The sequence below is a fragment of the Amycolatopsis sp. NBC_01480 genome, assembly GCF_036227205.1.
Classification (GTDB): Bacteria; Actinomycetota; Actinomycetes; order Mycobacteriales; family Pseudonocardiaceae; genus Amycolatopsis.
In genome coordinates, this window is sequence record NZ_CP109442.1 from 9,105,002 (window position 1) to 9,124,348 (window position 19,347).

19 protein-coding genes are annotated in these 19,347 nt (G+C 72.6%); 5 read left to right on the plus strand and 14 right to left on the minus strand.

Annotation, left to right across the window (positions count from 1 at the left end; genetic code table 11):
• Positions 1-57: 57 nt before the first annotated feature.
• Positions 58-1,260 (plus strand): SGNH/GDSL hydrolase family protein, encoded by a 1,203-nt coding sequence (locus OG371_RS42395; RefSeq protein WP_329062588.1) that lies wholly within the window; start codon positions 58-60, stop codon positions 1,258-1,260.
• Here the strand turns inward: OG371_RS42395 and OG371_RS42400 are convergent.
• Both OG371_RS42400 and OG371_RS42405 read right to left on the minus strand, forming a co-directional pair.
• Positions 1,247-2,533 (minus strand): MFS transporter, encoded by a 1,287-nt coding sequence (locus OG371_RS42400; protein WP_329062589.1) that lies wholly within the window; start codon positions 2,531-2,533, stop codon positions 1,247-1,249. The genes OG371_RS42395 and OG371_RS42400 overlap by 14 nt on opposite strands.
• 212 nt (positions 2,534-2,745) lie before the next feature.
• Complete coding sequence (locus tag OG371_RS42405) at positions 2,746-3,582, minus strand: LysR family transcriptional regulator (RefSeq protein ID WP_329062591.1); 837 nt, start codon at positions 3,580-3,582, stop codon at positions 2,746-2,748.
• A 93-nt stretch (positions 3,583-3,675) separates the two neighbouring features.
• Between OG371_RS42405 and OG371_RS42410 the strand changes: the two genes are divergently transcribed.
• Positions 3,676-4,398, plus strand: coding sequence for an SDR family oxidoreductase (locus tag OG371_RS42410; protein ID WP_329062592.1), 723 nt, complete (start codon positions 3,676-3,678; stop codon positions 4,396-4,398).
• Positions 4,399-4,522: 124 nt separating this feature from the next.
• On the opposite strand, the gene OG371_RS42415 is transcribed toward OG371_RS42410, so the two are convergent.
• The 10 genes from OG371_RS42415 to OG371_RS42460 all read right to left on the minus strand — a co-directional run bounded on the left by OG371_RS42415 (position 4,523) and on the right by OG371_RS42460 (position 12,577).
• Entirely contained in the window at positions 4,523-5,092 is a 570-nt protein-coding gene (locus tag OG371_RS42415; RefSeq protein ID WP_329062593.1) for a YbaB/EbfC family nucleoid-associated protein, read from the minus strand.
• A gap of 60 nt (positions 5,093-5,152) precedes the next feature.
• The gene (locus tag OG371_RS42420) at positions 5,153-5,512 is read right to left on the minus strand and encodes a type VII secretion target (RefSeq protein ID WP_329062594.1); all 360 of its coding nucleotides are present in this window, start codon (positions 5,510-5,512) and stop codon (positions 5,153-5,155) included.
• Positions 5,513-5,519: 7 nt separating this feature from the next.
• Positions 5,520-7,379 carry a hypothetical protein gene (locus tag OG371_RS42425; protein WP_329062595.1) on the minus strand — a complete coding sequence of 620 codons (1,860 nt, stop codon included), beginning with the start codon at positions 7,377-7,379 and terminating at the stop codon, positions 5,520-5,522.
• Between the two features lie 10 nt (positions 7,380-7,389).
• Positions 7,390-7,542 (minus strand): hypothetical protein, encoded by a 153-nt coding sequence (locus OG371_RS42430; RefSeq protein WP_329062596.1) that lies wholly within the window; start codon positions 7,540-7,542, stop codon positions 7,390-7,392.
• 35 nt (positions 7,543-7,577) lie between these two features.
• Positions 7,578-8,429: an ESX secretion-associated protein EspG gene (locus OG371_RS42435; protein WP_329062598.1), complete on the minus strand. Its 852-nt coding sequence runs from the start codon at positions 8,427-8,429 to the stop codon at positions 7,578-7,580.
• A gap of 244 nt (positions 8,430-8,673) precedes the next feature.
• Positions 8,674-9,603 (minus strand): ketopantoate reductase family protein, encoded by a 930-nt coding sequence (locus tag OG371_RS42440; protein ID WP_329062601.1) that lies wholly within the window; start codon positions 9,601-9,603, stop codon positions 8,674-8,676.
• A gap of 93 nt (positions 9,604-9,696) precedes the next feature.
• Positions 9,697-10,203 (minus strand): DinB family protein, encoded by a 507-nt coding sequence (locus OG371_RS42445; RefSeq protein ID WP_329062603.1) that lies wholly within the window; start codon positions 10,201-10,203, stop codon positions 9,697-9,699.
• A 31-nt stretch (positions 10,204-10,234) separates the two neighbouring features.
• Positions 10,235-10,738: a DUF302 domain-containing protein gene (locus OG371_RS42450; RefSeq protein WP_329062604.1), complete on the minus strand. Its 504-nt coding sequence runs from the start codon at positions 10,736-10,738 to the stop codon at positions 10,235-10,237.
• A gap of 26 nt (positions 10,739-10,764) precedes the next feature.
• Positions 10,765-11,976 carry an MFS transporter gene (locus OG371_RS42455; RefSeq protein WP_329062606.1) on the minus strand — a complete coding sequence of 404 codons (1,212 nt, stop codon included), beginning with the start codon at positions 11,974-11,976 and terminating at the stop codon, positions 10,765-10,767.
• Between the two features lie 109 nt (positions 11,977-12,085).
• The gene (locus tag OG371_RS42460) at positions 12,086-12,577 is read right to left on the minus strand and encodes a winged helix-turn-helix transcriptional regulator (protein WP_329062608.1); all 492 of its coding nucleotides are present in this window, start codon (positions 12,575-12,577) and stop codon (positions 12,086-12,088) included.
• A 143-nt stretch (positions 12,578-12,720) separates the two neighbouring features.
• On the opposite strand from OG371_RS42460, the gene OG371_RS42465 reads away from it, so the two are divergent.
• Both OG371_RS42465 and OG371_RS42470 read left to right on the plus strand, forming a co-directional pair.
• A complete protein-coding gene (locus tag OG371_RS42465; RefSeq protein ID WP_329062610.1) occupies positions 12,721-13,656 on the plus strand; it encodes a hypothetical protein in 936 nt (311 codons plus the stop codon).
• 34 nt (positions 13,657-13,690) lie between these two features.
• Positions 13,691-14,167: a DIP1984 family protein gene (locus tag OG371_RS42470; protein ID WP_329062612.1), complete on the plus strand. Its 477-nt coding sequence runs from the start codon at positions 13,691-13,693 to the stop codon at positions 14,165-14,167.
• Between the two features lie 361 nt (positions 14,168-14,528).
• On the opposite strand, the gene OG371_RS42475 is transcribed toward OG371_RS42470, so the two are convergent.
• Both OG371_RS42475 and OG371_RS42480 read right to left on the minus strand, forming a co-directional pair.
• A complete protein-coding gene (locus OG371_RS42475; protein WP_442876044.1) occupies positions 14,529-15,230 on the minus strand; it encodes a flavin reductase family protein in 702 nt (233 codons plus the stop codon).
• Positions 15,231-15,285: 55 nt separating this feature from the next.
• Positions 15,286-16,044 carry a sulfite exporter TauE/SafE family protein gene (locus OG371_RS42480; protein WP_442876210.1) on the minus strand — a complete coding sequence of 253 codons (759 nt, stop codon included), beginning with the start codon at positions 16,042-16,044 and terminating at the stop codon, positions 15,286-15,288.
• A 155-nt stretch (positions 16,045-16,199) separates the two neighbouring features.
• Here OG371_RS42480 and OG371_RS42485 point away from each other — a divergent pair, with 155 nt between their 5' ends.
• Positions 16,200-19,337, plus strand: a complete 3,138-nt coding sequence (locus tag OG371_RS42485) for a discoidin domain-containing protein (RefSeq protein WP_329062618.1) — start codon at positions 16,200-16,202, stop codon at positions 19,335-19,337.
• The last annotated feature ends 10 nt before the right edge of the window (positions 19,338-19,347 follow it).

The window sequence follows — 19,347 nt, forward strand, 5'->3', positions numbered from 1 at the left end:
TTAGCTCACCTGATCAGCGGTCACCGGGCCACCCGGCCCGCCTCCAGGGTGATCTCCATGAGACGGCTACTGGCGGTGGGTACGGCGGTCCTGGTCACCTTCGGCGCGCTTACGGCGTCGAGTACCGCGCAGGTCGAGCAGACGCCCGGCGGCTGGGTCGGCAGCTGGGCGGCCGCCCCCGCCGCCGGCGTGCCGAACACCCCGGGCGGCTATCCGAACTACTCGATCCGCAACGTGGTGCACACCAGCATCGGCGGCAGCAAGGCCCGCGTGCGGCTGTCCAACACCTTCGGCACCGGGCCGCTGGTGTTCGGGCACGTGACCGTCGCCGTCGCGGCGGCGCCCGGCAGCCCGCGCGCGGTGCCCGGCTCCCTGCGGACCCTGACGTTCGGCGGAATGTCCACTGTGGTCGTTCCGGCCGGCGCCGAGGTGCTGAGCGACCCGGCGCCGGTGCGGGTGCCCGCGGACGCCGACCTGCTGGTCACCACGTTCGTGCCCACGCCGTCCGGCCCGGTCACCTATCACCCGGCCGCCCAGCAGACCTCGTTCTTCACCCGCAACGGCGACTTCACCGCGGAAGAGTCGGGCGCGTCCTTCACCGAGCAGACCACCGTTTGGCACTACGTCAGCGAAGTCGACGTGCAGGGTGTCGCGCCCGGCGCCGTCGTCACGCTCGGCGATTCCATCACCGACGGCGTCGGCTCGACGCCCGGCGCCAACCACCGCTGGCCCGACTACCTCAGCGACCGCCTGCACGGCCGCCTCGGCGTGCTCAACGCCGGCATCAGCGCCAACCGGCTGCTGCTCGACGTGCCCGGCAGCGGCGCCGGCCGCAACGCGCTCGCCCGGTTCGCCGACGACGTGCTCAGCGTCGGCGGCGTGCGCACGCTGATCGTGCTCGAAGGCATCAACGACATCCAGCAGGACCCGCACCAGACCGACCCGCAGATGATCATCTCGGCGCTGCGGCAGCTGGTCGCGCAGGCGAAGGCGCGCGGCATCCGCGTGATCGGCGCGACGCTGACGCCGTTCAAGGGCTGGCAGGTCTACGACGAGACGCTGGAGCGCACCCGCGAGGCCGTGAACACGTTCATCCGCACCAGCGGCGTGTACGACGGCGTGGCCGATTTCGACGCCGCCATCCGCAATCCGGCCGACCCGCTGGCGATGCAGGCCGCCTACGACTCCGGCGACCACCTGCACCCCAACGACGCCGGCTACGCGCGGATGGCCGCCGCGGTCGACCTCAACCGGCTGTGACCGGCGTCCGGCGGAACGCCAGCACGGCCACGAGGCTGACCAGCCCGACGCCCACCATGTACAGCGAGACCGAAAGCGAGGTACCGGTGGAGGTCTGCAGCGCCGTCGCGATCAACGGCGCGAAGCTGCCGCCCGGCACCGCGCCGACGGCATAGGAGAAAGACGCGCCGCTGTACCGGAACCGCGGCTCGAACAGCTCCGAGAACAGCGCCGACTGCGGCCCGTACGTGGCGCCGAGGCCGAGGTTCAGCACGACCACCGCGAGGATCAGCAGCCACACCTGGCGCGTGTCGACGAGCAGGAAAAACGGCACCGCCCACACCACCAGCAGCACCGAGCCCAGGAGGTACACGGGTTTGCGGCCGACGTGGTCGGACCAGATAGCGGACGCGATGATGCTGACCAGCCACGTGACGCTGCCGGCGATCACCACCACGAGCATGGTGTCGCTGCTCAGCTTCAGCACCGAAGTGCCGTACGACAGCAGGTACGCGAAGAAGACGTAGCCGATCGCGGTGTTCGCGATGAAGCTCGCGGACGCCACCAGCACCTCGCGCGGCCGCTGCCGCAGCACGTCCACGATCGGCACCCGGCTGCGCTCGCCCGATTCCCGCAGCCGCGCGAACACCGGGCTCTCCTCGACCCGCAGCCGGATCACCAGTCCCACGGCCACCAGCACCAGGCTGGCCAGGAACGGCACCCGCCAGCCCCACGCGCGGAACTCCTCGGCCGAAAGCGAGTTGCTGACCAGGAAGAACACCAGCTGCGCCAGGATCAGCCCGGCCGGCACCCCGATCTGCGAGAACGACCCGTACCGCCCGCGGCGCCCCGGCGGCGCGTGCTCGACGGCCATCAGCGCGGCCCCGCCCCACTCGCCGCCGGCGGAGATGCCCTGCAGCAGCCGCAACACCACCAGCAGCACCGGCGCCAGGACCCCGGCCTGCGCGAACGTCGGCAGCGCGCCGACCCCGGCCGTCGCGAGTCCCATCAGGACCAGCGAGAGCACCAGCATCGTCTTGCGCCCGACGCGGTCCCCGAAGTGCCCCCAGACGATCCCGCCGATCGGCCGCGCGACGAAGCCCACCCCCAGCGTCGCGAACGAGGCGAGCGTGCCCGCCGAGGGCGACAGCGAAGGGAAAAACGCCTTGTTGAACACCAGCGCGGTCGCGGTGCTGTAGATGAAGTAGTCGTACCACTCGATGGTCGTGCCGATCGCGCTCGCCACCGCGACCCGCCGCACGGCCCCCGCCCGCACCTGGTGCTGCTCCGCCATTCCCGCTCTCCCCCACTTCGTCCGGCCGGCGGATCATGATGCCAGAGGAGGGCCCGGCGGGTCGAGCGCCGGAAGTCGCATGATCTCCGCTCGGGGGCTCCGGTCCGATGTGGACGCTGTCCCCCTGCTGCAGGTGGAGGGGCGCCCGGTACCAGCGAGTCCGATGTGGACACTTTCGCGGCCGCCCTCGCCAAGGGCGCCTGACACCCGGTTCAGAGACAGGTGGCCACGCGGACCAGGTCGGCCAGCGCCCGGGAGCGGCTGTGCGGCGGCCAGGCGATCACGGTGTCCACGGCCGGCGCGTCCGTGACCGGCACGGCGACCATGCCTTCGAGCAGGTTGACGCGGCTGGATTCGGGCAGCACCACGGTGGTGCGGCCGAGCGCGATCAGCTGGAAGAGCTGCGTCTGGTTGCGCACTTCCACGCCGGGGCCCTCGGGATAGTCGCCGCTGGAGCCGCGCCAGCGGGCCAGCGGCAGGTCCGGCAGGGAGCTGACCTCGGCCAGCCGGAGCCGGGAGCGGCGGGCGAGCGGATGCGCCGACGGCAGGATCGCGATCTGGCCCTCGGTCTCCAGGACCTCGGTTTCGAGCCCGGCCGTCGAGTCGAAGGGCTGGTGCAGCAGCGCCGCGTCGGCCTGCCCGTCGGCCAGCGCCTGCTGGGGCTGGGACTCGAACAGCAGCAGGTCGACGGGGACGGAATCCGGCTCGGCGGCGTACGCGTCGAGCAACTTCGCCAGCAATTCACCGGAAGAACCGGCCTTGGCGGACAGCACGAGTGACGGTGCGCTCGTCGCGGCGCTCCGGGTGCGCCGCTCGGCCGCGGCCACCGCGCCGAGGATCGCCCGGCCTTCGACCAGCAGCACCGCGCCGGCTTCGGTGAGCGTGACCTTGCGGCTGGTGCGTTCCAGCAACGCGACGCCGAGCCGTCGTTCGAGCTGGGCGATGGTCCGCGACAGCGGCGGCTGGGCGATGCCGAGGCGCTCGGCCGCCCGGCCGAAGTGCAGTTCCTCGGCGACCGTCACGAAATACCGCAGCTCCCGCGTCTCCACGCGTTCAGGTTACCGCCGATCAATACCGGCGGGGTATCGCCGCGTGACCCAGACGGTGTTGGTCCCCCGCCGCCGCGCGGCCACGATCGAAGCATGAGCGAACAGACGATCGCGCTGGTCACCGGCGCGAACAAGGGAATCGGCTACGAGATCGCGGCCGGGCTCGGCGCGCTGGGCTGGAGCGTCGGGGTCGGGGCCCGGGACGAGCGGCGCCGGGACGACGCCGTGGCCAAGCTGCGCGCGGCCGGCGTGGACGCCTTCGGGGTGCCGCTCGACGTCACCGACGACGCGAGCGTGACGGCCGCCGCCGCCCTGATCGAGGAGCGCGCCGGGCGGCTCGACGTGCTGGTCAACAACGCCGGCATCGCCGGGGCGTGGCCGGACCCGCCCACGTCCCTTACGCCGGAGGGAATGCGGGCAGTGGTGGAGACCAATGTGATCGGCGTGGTCCGGGTCGTCAACACGATGCTGCCGCTGCTGCGGCGTTCCACGCACCCGCGGATCGTCAACCAGTCCAGCCACGTCGCCTCGCTGACGTTGCAGACCGCGCCGGGCGCCGGCTTCGGCGAGGCCAGCGGCGCGTACTCACCGTCGAAGACGTTCCTCAACGCCGTCACCATCCAGTACGCCAAGGAGCTGGGCGACACCATCAAGATCAACAACGCCTGCCCCGGCTACATCGCGACCGACTTGAACGGCTTCCAGGGAACCGACACCCCGGGGGACGGCGCCCGGATCGCCGTCCGGCTCGCGACGCTGCCGGACGACGGCCCGACCGGCGGCCTGTTCGACGAAGCCGGCCCCATCCCCTGGTGACCCGGCAGCCCACGGAGCTACGCGAAAACGGTGTCAGGCAAGGGTTTCCGGCCTTGCCCCCGCTGAACGCCGAAGGCCCGCACCAAACCGGTGCGGGCCTTCGGCGTCGGTGAGGCGGGGCGGCTCACCAGGGGTTGTTGTCCTGCTCGTCCGGGTCGATGCCACCGGGACGGCGGGCCGGCGGGGACGTCGGGGCGGCCGGCGGGACCGGCGCGCCACCCGCGCTCGGGGACGGCGGCACGGGCTCCGGGTCCGGGCCGTTGTCCGGCTCGGGCGGGCCGTCCTCGGGCTCGTCCGGGTCCGGGAACCGGCCGCGCAGCGAGTCGAGCAGCACGCCGCGGGTCTCCTGGTCCTCCTCACCGAGGTTCTCGGTCATCACCTCGGCGACACGCTCGGTGATGCCGGCCTGCGCCCGGCGCATGGTCTCCAGCACCATCCGCGAAAGCTCCTCCGGCGGCATCGTCCGCGTCTTCGAGCTGAAGACCAGGTCCGACACCACGCCGTCGGCGCCGACGGTCACCCGGACGGTGCCGTCCGGGCTCGACGCCGTCAGCCGCAGCCGCTCGGTCTCCTCCTGAGCGGCCGCGTACCGCTCCGCCTTGCGCGCGAAGCCCGCGGCCCACTCGTCCATCCGCCGGATCGCCTCGTCGGGGTCCCTCATCAGGTCGCCCAGGCCGCCGCCAGCACTAGTCATGCTCGTCGTTCCCCTCGAATCCTCGTCACTGCAACGCGCCGCTCACGAACCCGCGACCGCTCAGGCGCCGTTCCGCTGGACGGTGCCGACCCGCAGCTGCTTCGCGTCGACCTCCGAACCCGCCTGCTTCTTGAACGGCTCCGCCTCCGCCTCGTCACCCTCACGGTAAGTCTTGGCAGCAGTACGGACATTGTCCGCCGTCGTCTTCACACCATCACCCGCCGAACTCACCGCCTCTTTCGCCTTCTCACCGGTCGGGTTCACGATCAACGGCAGGAACGCACACAGCAACCCGTACGCATCCGTCGACAAAGCCGTATCCGCCGCCTGCACCGCGGTGTGCAGACGATCCACCAACCCGTCCAAGTGACTCGCGTGCGCGACCAGATCGTCCGGCTCTACCTGAAAAGCGCTCGTCATCAACCGCTCACTTCCAGTCCGTGTTCTTCCAGTCACCGATCACCGGCGGCGCCACCACCTCGTCCGGGGAGAAGAACGACGGATCGTCCGACTCCACGAAGTCAGCGATCTTATGCTCCTTGTCCTCCGGGCCTTTACCGCCCTTGTTGCCGGCGCCCATGCCGCCCATCCCGGGCGAACCGGGCGCGCCCTTGCCGCCCGCGCCCGCACCGCCGGCGCCGCGCCCAGCCACGCCCTCCTCGGCCGCCGCGCCACTGCCGCTGCCCGGGCCGCCGACGCCGGAGCCCTTGCCGCCGGAACCGCCCAGACCACCCGAACTGCCCGAGGCGCCGGACCCACCCGAACCGCCGCCGAGGCGGCTGCCGATGCTCTCGCCGTTGACACCGCCGCCCCGGCCGATGGTCGGGATCCTGCCGCCGGTCGCGCCCGGGCCGGAACCGCCGCCCGGCCCTAGGCTCGAGCCGGGGTTGATGCCGGGCGGGGTGAACGACGGCGGGGTGTAACCGGGCCCGGAACCGCCGGGACCGGAGCCGCCGCCACCGGGGATGTTGATGTTGGGCACACCACCGGGACCGCTGCCCGGGCCACCGCCCGGGGGCAGGTTGACCGGCGGAGGGGTGAAGCCCTGGACGTGCGTGCCGTCGCCGGAATCGCCGCCGGGGCCACCGCCGGGCGGCAGGCTGAACGACGGGTTGCCGCCGCCACCGCCCGGATTCGAGCCGCCCGGGCCGGAGCCGCCGGGGCCCGAGCCGCCGGGGCCGCCGTTCGGGCCGCCGCCCGGGTCACCGCCGGGAGGCAGGTTCAGCGACGGGTTCCCGCCCGGGTTCGAACCGCCCTGGCCCGAGCCGCCGCCGGGCGATCCGGGCTGACCGCTCTGGGTGCTGAACCCGGGCTGGTTGGCGCCGGGCCCAGTGCCGCCGGGGCCGCCGTTCGGCGAGCCGGGCTGCCCCGCGGGCGAACCCGACTGGCCCGAGGCCGAGCCACCGCCGCTCGAGCCCGCCAGCTTGGGCGGGGGCGGGAACTGCGGCGTCACCACGGCCGAGCCGATCGTCTCGTCGAACCGGGTCATGGTCTGCGCGGCCTGCCCGCGCGCGGCCTGCTGCTCGCGGTAGGTCGTCTGCGCCTGCTGGGCCTGCTGCGCGTAGGCCACCGGGTCCGTGATCTGCTGCAGCTTCGCGTTCGAGTCCTGCACCGAGAACTGGACCGGCGGGTTGGCCGCCATCGCCTTCTGCGTCTCGTTCAGCGTCTGCGAGTGGATCTCCTGCTGCCGCCCGGACAGGGTCGCGCCCTGCGCGGTGGTGCCGAGCCATTTGCCGACGTTCGCGAGGTGCTCGCGCGCGGCGTCACCGCCGCCGCCGGACCAGTTCGCCGTGCTGGCGTTGATCGCCTGCGCCAGGTTCTGCTGGTGCCCGGCCAGCTCGTTGCCGACGCTGACCCACTCCTCCGAGGAGGCCGCGACCGTGGCGGAGTCGGCGTTCTGCGAGATCGCCTGCTGCATCTGCTCGTGCGAGGCGTTGGCCCAGACGGTGTGCGGGGCGCCGCCGGTCTGGCGGATCTGCAGGCCCTCGTCGAGGCGCTGCTTGGCCTCGTCCAGGTGCTGCTGGTACAGCTCCTGGATCTTCTGGTCCCGGACCTTCGGGTCCACGACCGGGCCGAGCCAGCCGTCCTTGATCTCCTGGTCGACCTGCTCGGTGGCCTCCGCCCGGATCTGGTCGCCCGAGAGCACGTCGTCGGGCTTGATCGGGCCCACGTAGTACTTGGACGAGGGATCGGCGGTCGCGTCGTACAGCGGGCTGCGCGGGTTGTAGTCCGGGGACGACGGGTCGGAGACCGATGAGGCAGGCAACGTCGGGTCGGTGAGAGACACGGGGTTCCCTTCAGCTCTGATCGCCGGCGGCGGGCCGCCGCGCGAGAAACTCGCGCGAGCCCTCCCCCCGGTTCCGGTGGTTCTGCGCGGTCGCCTCGGGCTTCGCGCCCGGCTGCGGACCGGCCGGTGACCGGGTCCTCGCAGCCGGCAGTGCCTCGCTCATGCGGGCACCTCCCTCCTCGGTCGCCGGCCGCGGCGTCAGTAGACGGCGGCGATGGCGTTGCGGACGGCCCGGGCCACCTCGGCCCGGCCGGCGGGTACGTATTTCGCGCTCAGGTCACCGGAATCGCCGGTGCTGGTGTGCACGAGGTACCGGCCGTCCTCGGTGTCCAGCCAGCTGATCGGGTCGCCGGCCAGGCGCTCGCCGTGCCGGCTCCAGGCCGTCACCGCCAGGTGGCCGCCGCCGAGCCGCGGCGCGGCCAGCACGCGCTCCAGCACCTCGACGCCGCCGCTGGCCGACGGCGCCGGGCGCCGCTCGCCGCGCTGCGGCCGGACCACGCCGCTGACCTCGATCATCCCGAAGGCGTCGGTCTCTTCCTCGTCCTCCGCGGCCTCGGCCCGGCGCCGCGCGGTCATCTTGGACACCGCCTCGGCAGCCTTGCGGTGCACGGTGTGCGCGCCGGTGGTCGCCGCCCGCGCGGGCGGCAGCACCCCGGTGACGACCTCCACCAGGTCCTCGTCGTCGAACAGGGAGAACAGCAGGTCGTCCGAGCGCGGGTCCTGGGTGATGCCGAGCGCCTGGCGGCCGTCGGTGAGGGCGAGCACGGCGATGTCGGCGCCGAGGCCGTCCACTCCGGTCACCGCGACCGAGACCCGGTGCTTCGCGACCAGCGCGAACGCGGCGCGCGCCTGGGGGCGCAGCTCGCCCTGGATCGAGAGTCTGCGGTCTTCCAGTGCCCGGTAGACCTCGGTGGCCACGCGGATGAAGCGCACCGGGTCGGCCGGCACCGTGCCGATCCGCAACGGGTACTGCCGGATGTCACCGCCCGTCGCCTGGCCCACCACAAGAGCTTCGACGACGTCGAGCACGAACTCGAACCTGTCCGCCATACCCGAAAGCATCCTTCCCCACGGCGGTTCACACCCGGCCTGAACCGGGCCTGACACCCGCGCGCACAGCACGTCGACTGGCACCACTACAGAGCGTATCAGTCCTGGTGTGGCAGAAAATCACCACTCGAACCGGTGCGCCCGGAAAGACCATCCGACTGTGTCCCGGTGGGCACTCCCGCGGTGCCCTCATCCCTGTCACGGCGCCCGGCCCGTTCCGGTTCACCCGGATTCGCGGCCCGGCTCAGCCCCGGCGCGCCCGGTAGACCCGCAGGTTCAGCCGGACCAGCTCCAGCAGCGGCACCGCGACGCCGAGCTTGTGCGCGCGGTCCACGAGATCGCCGAAGATCTGCTCGCCCTCGACGTCGAGCCCGGAGCTCAGATCGCGGTACAACGACGGCGCCCGCGGCGATCCCGGCTCGGTGACGGCGGCGCGGGTGTTCGCCAGCGACGCCGCGGGCACCGGGTAACCGGCCGCTTCCGCGACGGCCGCGCACTCGGCGACCACGGCTTCCGCGAACTCGATCCCGCCGGGCTGGTCCGCGACCTCGCCGACATTGCCGCGCATCAGCGAAGTGACCGCGCCGAGCGAGGCGATGAAGACCCATTTGCCCCACATGTCCGCCAGAATGGCGTCCGACAGCGTGGTGTCGAAGCCGGCGCCCGAGAGCTCGGCGTGCACCTGCGCCAGCGCGGCGGGCGCGGGCTCGGCCCGGGCGCCGTAGGTCAGCGACTGGAGGTCGAACAGCCGGCGGATGTCGCCGTCACCGTCCACTGTGGTCATCACGATCGCGACGCCGCCGAGCACGCGCTCCTCGCCGAAGCGGGCCACCAGCTCGTCGATGTGGCGCAGGCCGTTCAGCACCGGCAGGATCAGCGTCCCCGGGCCCACCGCGGGCGCCACGTCCTCGATCGCCGCCGCCAGCCCGGCCGCCTTGACCGTGAACAGCACCAGGTCGTACGGCCCGGTCACCTCGCCCGTGCGGACCAGTTTCGGGCTGAGCACGGTGTTCTCGCCCAGGCCGGTGATCCGCAGCCCGCGCTCCTCGATCAGCCGCGCCCGCCCGGGGCGCACCAGGAAGGTCACGTCCCGGCCGGCCTGGGCCAGCCGGCCGCCGAAGAACCCGCCGGTCGCGCCGGCGCCGACCACCAGTATCCGCATTCTGCTCGTCACCCCGCCGACGGTAGGCCTCTGGCTTTCGACTGGCAAGGCAGACACGGGAGTCCCATCGCACAGTGCCACGGGCGGCGGGAAGGGTGTACGGCGTCAGGCGCCGACGACGCCGTCGATGCCCTCGCGGAGGAAGTCGGCGTGGCCGTTGTGGCGGGCGTACTCGTGGATGAGGTGCAGCATCACCAGGCGCAGCGAGACGTCCTCGCCGCCGCGGTGGTTGCGGGCCACGACGTCGAGCGACTCCGCCCGCTCCTCGATCTCGCGTGCCCGCGCGACCTCGGCCTCCCAGGCGGCGAACGCCTCGGACCGCGTCGAGTCCGCCGCGTCGTAGGCGACCTGGAAGTCGCCCTCGGCGGACCAGACCAGGCCGACGTCCTCCTGGTCGATCACGCGGCGGAACCAGGCGCGCTCGACCTCGGCCAGGTGCCGCACCAGGCCCAGCAGCGACAGCGTCGACGGCGGCATCGACTGCCGCCGCAGGTCCTCATCGGACAGCCCGTCGCATTTCATCGCCAGCGTGGCGCGGTGGTAGTCGAGGAACGCGCGCAGCATCTCGCGCTCGCCCGCAGTCGTCGGCGGGCCGATCCGTTCCGTGCTCATCCGCGGTCCTTCCCCCAGGTGGTACCCGAGGTCAGGCTACCGGCGCGCCGAGGTGCGCCAGCAGGGCGGCGACCTTGTCGTCCAGCTCGCGCCCGACCGCGGTGACCGCGGGCCGGGCGAAGCTGCCGAAACGGCTGCTGGGCAGGTCGACGGTGAACCAGGCCGCCCCGTCGCCGTCCTCGTGGATGGTGGTGCGCAGCGGCGCGTACAGCATCACGCCGGGGTCGTGGGCGAACATCCGCTGGGCGATGGTGTGGTTGCCCATCAGGTAGGTCACGCACGGCCGGACCGGGCCGGCCAGGGCCATCAGCGCCGCGGCGTCGGTCTCCCAATACCGCGTGAAACCGTGCGGCGCACCGGCTTGCGCGGCCGCCTCGACCTCCGGCCAGCCCGCGCCGTCGGCGATCAGGCGGCCCAGGCCCTCGAGGTCCACCCTCGGCACGGCCTCCTCGTACCGGGCCCGGAAATCGGCGAACGACGCCCGGGCGGACACCTCCAGCCGTACTGCTTCGTGGGCGATTCGGCGTGTGGCCATGCGCTCCTCCAGTTCACTGTGGATGTTCACTGTGGACGGTCTCGGCGGCGGATCTCCAGGAACACCAGCGGGGCCAGCGCCAGGCAGCAGGCGCCGATCACGGCGGCGACCAGCACCGTGGCCGAGGGCAGCCCGTGCGCGATCGCGAGCAGGCCGACGCCGATCACCGGGCCGCCGAGCCCGATGTAGCTCACCACGTAGTAGGTGCCGATCACCGAGCCGCGCTCCTCGGGCGGTGTGACGACGCCCAGCTCCGCCAGCGCGCCGGTGAACACCAGCCCGTGGCCGGCGCCGGTGCCGAGCATCGCGGGGATCACCAGCCACGGCAGGTGCGCGCCGTTCGCGAGGACCAGCACGGCCAGCCCGGCGGCGAGCACCAGCAGGCCGCTCGCCTGCGCCGCGGTGGGCGGCAGCCGGCGCGCGCCGAACTGGACGAACCCGGAGGTGGCGATCATCAGCGCGAGCGCCGCCGCGGCGACGGCGAGGTTGGCCGAGCCCAGCAGGGTGCCGACCAGCGACGGCACCACCGCGGAGAACATCCCGAGCACCGCCCAGGCCAGGAATGAGGACGCGGCCACGATCACGAACGTCCGACGGATCGCGGCCGGGACACCCAGCCGCGGCGGGCGCCAGCCGCGCACCTTCGCCGGCGCCGGCCGCGGCGTGCGGAACACCACCACCGCGACGGCCAGCACCACGACCGCGTGCACGGCAAAGGAAAGGTGCCGCGGCGCCGGGCCGTACTGGGCGAGCAGCCCGCCGGCCAACGGGCCGAGCGCGAGGCCGAAGGTGACGCACGCGGTGGCCGTCATCGCGGCCCGGCGCTGGCCCCGCGGCCCCTCCCCCGCACTGTCACCGAGCATCGCCTGCGCCGCCGCCGCGCCCGCGCCCATGCCGAGCCCCTGCGCGACCCGCGCCACGAACAGCCAGCCGGTGCCCGGCGCCAGCGCGAACACCACGTCACCGATCAGGAACGCACCCAGCGCGAAGAGCATCGGGGCCCGCCGCCCGACCAGGTCCGACAACGGGCCGGAGACCAGCAGCGCGGGCACGATCACCGCCACCGCGGTCGCGTACAGCAGCGTCTGCACGAGCGCGGAGAAGCCGAAAGTGCCGCGCATCAACCCATACAGCGCACTCGGCAGGTTGTTGCCGGAGTAGAGCGCCGCCAGCGTCGCCGCCGCGGCCGCGAACGACCGGCGTCCGACGGCGGCGGGCACGAGCACTGATTCCGGCATGACCGAACCGTAGGCGAGTGGCTTTTTTAACGCAAGTCAGGGTGGGCAGTTCAGGGCTCGTGAGTGCCTATGCCGGTTCTAACCGTCATGAGCACTCACGAGCTTTTGATCAGGCCACTGGATCGACCAGCGGGACCGGCTCGCGCGACCGCCACGGCCGGTACCAGAGCTGTTCCTCGCGCGGCATCGGCTCACCGCAGTGCGCGCAGTGCTCGCCGGGGCGGGTCTTCGCGCCGCAGGCCCGGTGGACGATGCGCATGCGGCCGGCCGGCGGGTCGGCGCGGGTGTGCTCGTCGCCCCAGGCGGCCAGGGCCAGCAGGACCGGCAAGGCGTCCGCGCCGGCCTGGGTGAGCCGGTACTCGTGGCGGGTGCGGCCGCCGTCGCGGTAGGGCAAGCGGGTGAGCAGGCCCGCGTCGGTCAGCTTGCCGAGACGGGTGGAGAGCACGTTGTCGGCGATGCCGAGCTCGCCGCGGAACTCGTCGAAGCGGGTGGTGCCGGTGTTGGCGTTGCGCAGAATCAGCAGCGTCCAGGGCTCGCCGAGGACGTCCACCGCGCGGGCGATGGGGCAGGGCTGGCCGGCCCATTCGATCCGTGGTGCCATGCCAACACTCCCTCTGCCTTGCGCCGTGCAAGCCATTGCCGACGTTAGCACGCAGCCCCGGCCACAGCGTCCGCACAGCAAGACACAGCAAACGGACAGGCGGAATCCGGTGCCGAGCGGAACTTCCGCCGCGTTGTCGAAGCATGGCCGTACGACTGAGATGGACCCTCGCGGGCGCCGGGCTCACCGCGGCGGCGCTGACGGTCGTCGTCGCGCTCACCGCCGGCGGCCGCACCGTGACCACGGCCGCCGTCACCGAACCGCCCGCCCCGGCCCCGTCTTCGAGCAGTCCCCCACCGTCCACAAGTGAATCCCCTGCCACCGCGCCGGAAGTCCCGTTGCCGGATCCCGCCGAGGTGGCCGAAGAGGTCACCGACGCGGTGAGCGCGGCGTCGAAGGGCACGGACGTGGGCCTCGTGGTGCTCGACCGCAAGACCGGCGCCACTCTTGCCTCCACCGACGCGGATACGCCGTACTACACCGCTTCCGTGGTCAAGCTCCTGATCGCGTTGGACTCGCTGTACGACAACGGCGTCTGGCAAGTGCCCGCCGACAACGACGAGGACGACCTCACCGACATGATCTCCGGGAGCAACGACGCCATCGCGTCACAGCTGTGGGAGGAGGACGGCGGGACCACGATCGTCGGGCGGATGGCCGACCTGATGGGCCTGGACCACACCGTCGCGCCGACCGACCCCGGGCAGTGGGGCATGACGAAGATGAGCCCGGACGACGTCGTCACCACCTACCAGTACCTGGAAGACACCGTGCCCGACGACACGGCGCAGCCGCTGCTCACCGCGATGGCCGAGGCCCGCCAGCCCGCCGACGACGGCTACCCGCAGTACTTCGGCATCCCCGACGGGCTGCCCGGCTCGAGCTGGCAGATCAAGCAGGGCTGGATGATCCTGCGCTCGGCGCTGGTGCTGAACACCACGGGTGTCGTCGACTCGCGCTACGTCGTGGTGCTGCTCACGCAACAGCCCGCCGCCACGTCCTCGGCGAAGGGGCGCGCCGCCGTCACCGCCGGTGTCAAGGCACTGGCCCCGACGCTCGCGGCAGCGACTGCGGACTGATAAATCGCTGGCGCCCCAGGGGATACTGGTGATCATGAGTGGGGAGATGAAGCTCGCGGAGGCGCTCGCGCTGCGCTCCGACGCCACGAAGCGGGTCGAGCAGCTGCGCACGCGCATCGTCGCGAACGCGCGTTACCAGGAAGGCGAGACACCGGCCGAGGACGCCGGTGAGCTGCTGGCCGAGGCCGGCTCCACATTGGACGAGCTGGAGTCCTTGATCCGCCGGATCAACCGCACCAACTCGGCCACCCCGCTGGGCCCCGGCACGATGACCGACGCCCTCGCCCGCCGCGACGTGCTCCGCCTGCGTCACAGCGTCCTCACCGCGGCCGCCGACGCCGCCGCCGGGCGCGCCCAGGGCATGGGCCGTCAGCTGCGTTCGGAGCTGCGGTACCTGGCCGCGCTGCCGGTCGCCGAACTGCGTGCGCGGGCCGACCGCGTGGCGGTGGAGCTGCGTGGGGTGGACGTCGACATTCAGCGCACCAACTGGGAGGCCGACCTCCTGGACTGAACTTCGGCACGGAAAGCAGGCTGTGCCAGTAGATACCAAACCGACCGGAAGCAAACAGTTGGCACATCCGGTACCTGTCCTGGTCGGCTTGCTTCCGGTCTTTTTGGTATGCCGCCCCGGGAAAGCGAGCACAAGCCGAGAGCCGGCGGTCTTTCCGGCTCCCTCCTGGTACGCGGTGGGCAGCGCAGGGGTTCGATTCCCCGCCGACAATGCAGCCCAGCACCGGGTACAGGTGACCGCGCACGCGGCACACCTCACCACCACGTGCTGGTTCCCGGAGCGGGTGAGGGCGGGTCAGGGGATTTTCCGTGCCGTGGCGCGGCGTCTCCCGGTGTGACAACCGGGAGACGCCGCGTTTTCCTCAGGTGGCGGACATCGACCGGGCCCGGTCGATGTCCGGGCCGCGGTAGAGGCGTTCCGGGATACTGGCCAAAGTGGACTCCCGCACCCGCGGGCCGAGGCCGTACAGCTGCTGGAAGCTCATGATCAGCGGCCGCCAGCGGTCCGGGTCGATGCGGTCGGACGTGCCGGGCAGGCGGATGTCCTCGTGCACGAACACCCGCTGGATGCGGACTTCCAGGCCGACCACACCCCCGCGCTGGGCCTCGTCGTCGTCGGCGAACGGGTGCACCGCTTCCAGCACGGCCTCCATCGCCACCGGGCATTCGGCGACGCGCGGCGGCGCCACCGTCTCGGACGGGACCGGGGTGAGGCCCGCGCGGCCGAACTTGTCCGCGACGTGGAAGTAGCCGCGCTGCACCTTGCCGGGCGGCACCGGGTCCGAACCGGTGGTCAGCGCGAGCCGGTCCACCGCGGCGGCCAGCGCGTCGGACGGCAGGTTCAGCACGCACTCGCGGGTGCGCCGGAGGTTCACGGTCGTCTTCGAGCGCGCGCCGAGCCCCAGCATGCCGCGCCAGCCGAGCCAGAACGCGGACGACATCGGCGCCAGGTTCGGCGAACCGTCCTCATTGGACGTGGAGATCAGCACCACCGGCGTGCCGAAGTACAGGATGCCCGGCTCGATCGCCGTATGGGCGGGAAAAGTCGTGTTCACGGCTCCCATTCTGCGAAGCCGGCCGCCGGAGGGCTGGCGGGAAACGGACGTGGCGATCACCGCCTCAGCCCGCGAACGCCGCCCGCCCGAGCACCACCGCGAGCACCAGCCCGCCGATCCCGATGGCGATCCGCAACGGCGTCGCGGGCAGGTACCGCACGATCACCGAGCCCAGCCACGAACCGGCCACCGAGCCGACACACAGCGCGAGCGCGGCCGGCCAGACCACGTCGCCGGTGAAGCAGAAGACGGCCGCGGCGATCAGGTTCGCGGTGCCGGTGGCGATGTTCTTGGCGGCGTTCGTGCGGGCCAGCGGCTGGCTCCAGACCGTGGTCAGCAGCGCGAGCATCAGCACCCCCGCCGCCGCGCCGAAGTACCCGCCGTACACGCCGACCAGGAACGCGGCGACCCCCGTCACCGGGCCGATCCCGTGGTGCTCCGCGCGTTCGGCCAGCCGGCGCAGCCGCGGCCCGGCCATCAGCACCAGCGACGCGCCCCCGATCAGCCAGGGCACCACCTTGGTGAACGCGCCGGGCGGGGTCAGCAGCAGCACCAGGCTCCCGCAGCCGCCGCCGGCCGTGGTGATCAGGCACAACGGCAGCAGCCGCCGGCCCTGCCCCTTCAGCTCCGGCCGCGCGCCCGCCGCCGCCCCGGCCGTGGTGCCGAGCATCGCGACGGTGTTGGTCATGTTCGCGGCCAGCGGCGGCAGCCCGGCCGCCAGCAGCGCCGGGTACGACACGAGCGAGGCCAGCCCCGCGGTGGCGCCGGTGAGCCCCGCGCCCACCCCGGCCAGCAGCAACAGGGCGAGCTCGCCCGCGGTCAAGATCACCCGGACATCAGACCATGCCGGGCCCGCGCGGCCGACGGCGTCCCGCTGTCCGAAATCGGACGGGATCCGCCCCGGCCCTTGCCCGGGGCCGGACGGCGTGACCACAATCGCGCCGACACGGTGACAAGGTTGTCAGCGAGGTGGCGGTTGTGCACGGACCGGATGGGCTGAACCGGCGACAGGCCCTGCGGGTGCTGGGCGCGGGCGGGGTGGCGGTGCTCGCCGCGGGCCTGGTGACACCGATGGCAGCGGCGGCTGATTCCGCGGCCACCGGGGTTGCTCAGGGCGGCCCGCCCGACGACGTCGCCGCGACGTATCTCCGGGTGCTGCTGCGGCACACCCGCTGGGCCGAGTCGCAGTTCGACGCCGTGAAGGGGATCTACCCGGCCACGGACTTCACCTTCGCCGTGGTGCTGGGCAACGCGGTGCTGCTGACCCGCGACGGCTACGACGCGTCGGTGACCGGCGTGACGCACGAGGTGCTGCACCAGCACACCGTCGACACGATCCGGCACTTCGCGGCGTCCAACCTGCTCACCGGCGGCACCGAATGGGGCCGGCGGCTGTTCTTCGACACCACGTTCCAGTCCTACTTCCAGCTCGCCGCGCGTCTACTGTGGACGGACCTGGACGAGACGACCCGCGCGAACGTCACGAAAATCGCCACCGAGCAGGCCGCGTACACCACCGCTCTCGGCACCGGGAACGACCCGATGTCCGGCGACTGGACCCCGCACGGCCTGACCGGCGGTTACGTCGGCGACACGAAACTCGAGGAGATGGGCGTCTACGCGCAGTCGCTGGCGCCCGGGCTGGCCTGGGCGCCCGACGACCCGCGCGCGGCCGCGTGGCGCTCCTCTTTCGGCGCGTGGAGCCGCAACGAGGGCGGCCTGCCCGCCGCGGACCTGGCCAATCCCCGGCTCGTCGACGGGATCGCCGTCTCCGCGAACACCGCGACCAACCTGTACGACACGTTCCTGGTGGAGAACCACGGCTCGTTCGGGCCGCATTACCAGGAAGAATTGTGGCGGACCTCGGGCCGCAACTCGATGCACTTCCTGTTGTCGGGCCGGCCGCTGCCGGAAGTGCTTACCGCGCAACCGAACGGCGAGCTGCTGTGGCGCACCATGCTGCTGATGACCAGCGACGCGGGCGAGCCGCTGATGCCGATGGTGAACGACCGCGAGCACCTCTACGGCCGGGACGTCATCCCGCTCGCCTTCCGCGCGCAGGTGCTCGGCGACCGTTACGCGGCGCGGGCCGAGGCGGACCTCGCCGCGCGGCTGGAGCCGTACCAGGCGTATCCGCCGGTCGATCGCGTCACGAAGTTCTCCGGTGAGCCGAAGTACGAGCCCGAAGCCCGCGCGGAGATCGCGATCAGCTACCTGCTGCACGAGTGGCGCGCGCGTCACGGCGGGACGGTGCGGCCGGCGAGCACGGCGGAGTTCGACGCGCATGCTGTGGGTGTCGCCGATTTCGGGACCGGCCCCGGCCTGCTCGCGCACCGCTCCCCTGCGGCGTGGGCGGCGACGGTCACCAAGCCCGGGTTCGTCAAGTTCGCCTGGCAGCCGCACCACGACGACTGGCTCTTCGCCCTGAGCGGCGCGACGCCGATGTTCCTGCCTTCGACCGCGCTGTCCGTAGGCGAGCGCCACACCGCGACGTGGACGAAGGTCCGTGATGGCTTCGACGGCACTGTCGGCGTGCTGAAGTTCGACACCAGCTACGCGGGCTTCGCGACGCTGCCAACCGGCGCTGCCGTGTACGCGAGCACCGGCGTGGCGGACGGCGAAGGCGTTGTGTCCGTGTACAACCTCGACATGCCCGGCATGCCGGGTCTCGACGGCGGCCGCACTTATCGCGCCGCCGAGGGCAGCGTGACCGTCCCGGTCGCGACGGCGCCTCCCTCGGGCGGGCGCGTCGACGACCTGGTGTTCCCGGCCGTGACCGCGCGGTACGTCCGGATGCTCGGCGAGCAGCCCGATCCGACGTACGGCTATTCGCTGTGGGCTTTTGAGGTCCGCGACGGCGCGTCCGGTGCCGACCTCGCCCGGGCCGGGACCGCGACGGCTTCGTCCGCCGCGCCGGGCAAGGAGGCGAAGTTCACCACCGACGGCGACCCGGCGACGCGCTGGGCGGTGTCGACGGCCGACCGGCCGCGCGCGGACAGCTGGCTCGCGGTGGACCTGGGCGCGCCGCAGGCGTTCGACCGCGTCCGGCTGAGCTGGGAAGCGGCGGCCGGGCGGAAGTACCGCGTGGAGACCTCGGCCGACGGCGTCACCTGGACCCCGGCGGCGACGTACCCGAAGCCCGCGCTCAGCACCACGGGCGGCTGGCTGGACGTCGACGGCCGGGCGGGTTTCGTCGTCGCCGGCTCGTCGCGGCCGATCACGGTCTCCGGCGACCGGATCGCGCTCGCGGACGGCCCGGTCGCGCCGCTGCTGGTGGAGTGCTACCCGGACCCGCGAGGCCTGGCCGACACCGCCCGCCGCGCCCGCCCGGCGAGCAGCGCACCGTCTTTGATCACGTCCGTTGTGGACGGTCATCTGGTCCTGCTCAACCTCGCCGGCACTGCGGCGGCGGCAATGGTCTCGCTACCTCAGACCGGCGGGTCGGTCGCGCTGTACCGGGGCGAGCAGGTGGTGACGCCTCGCGGGTCCGACCTGACCGCGGCGCTGGCCCCCGCGGAGGGACGGATCGAGCCCGCGTGGTTCACCCTGCGTGGCGCTTTCGGCCGCGCCGTACCGTCCGGCCTGCGAGCGACGGTGTCCCACGCGGCGGAGTTGAAGCTCACCGCTCCGTCCGGCGGGCCGGTTTCGCTGACCGTCGAGCTTTTGGGAGAAGCCGCGCGCCAGGTGACGATCCCCGGCGGCCGCACGGTGACCGTCACTGCCCGGGAAACCCGCCCGTACCCCTTGGACGACCTGGCTGTCGGCGCTGTCACCTTCCCGGCGGAGCCACTGCCGCAAGGGATGTCGTCACCTGGCGCCGCCGTCGACGACAACCCGGCAACGGCCTGGCACCCCGGTCTTAACGGCCGGATGGTGGTCGACCTGGGCGCCCTCGTGCCGGTCTCGGCCGCCGAACTGTCCTGGGCGCCGGGCCGGATCCCCACCGCGGTGGTCGAGTACAGCACCGACGGGCGGACTTACACCGCGGCGCGGTCGCCCGGCCGCGGTCGCACGGTTTCGGTTCCGCTGAAGGCATCCGCCCGTTACGTCGCGGTCCGCGTGACCGGCTCCCGCCCCGGCGACGCTGGGCTGGCCCGGCTGAGCGTCCACGCCTGAACCAGCTCGT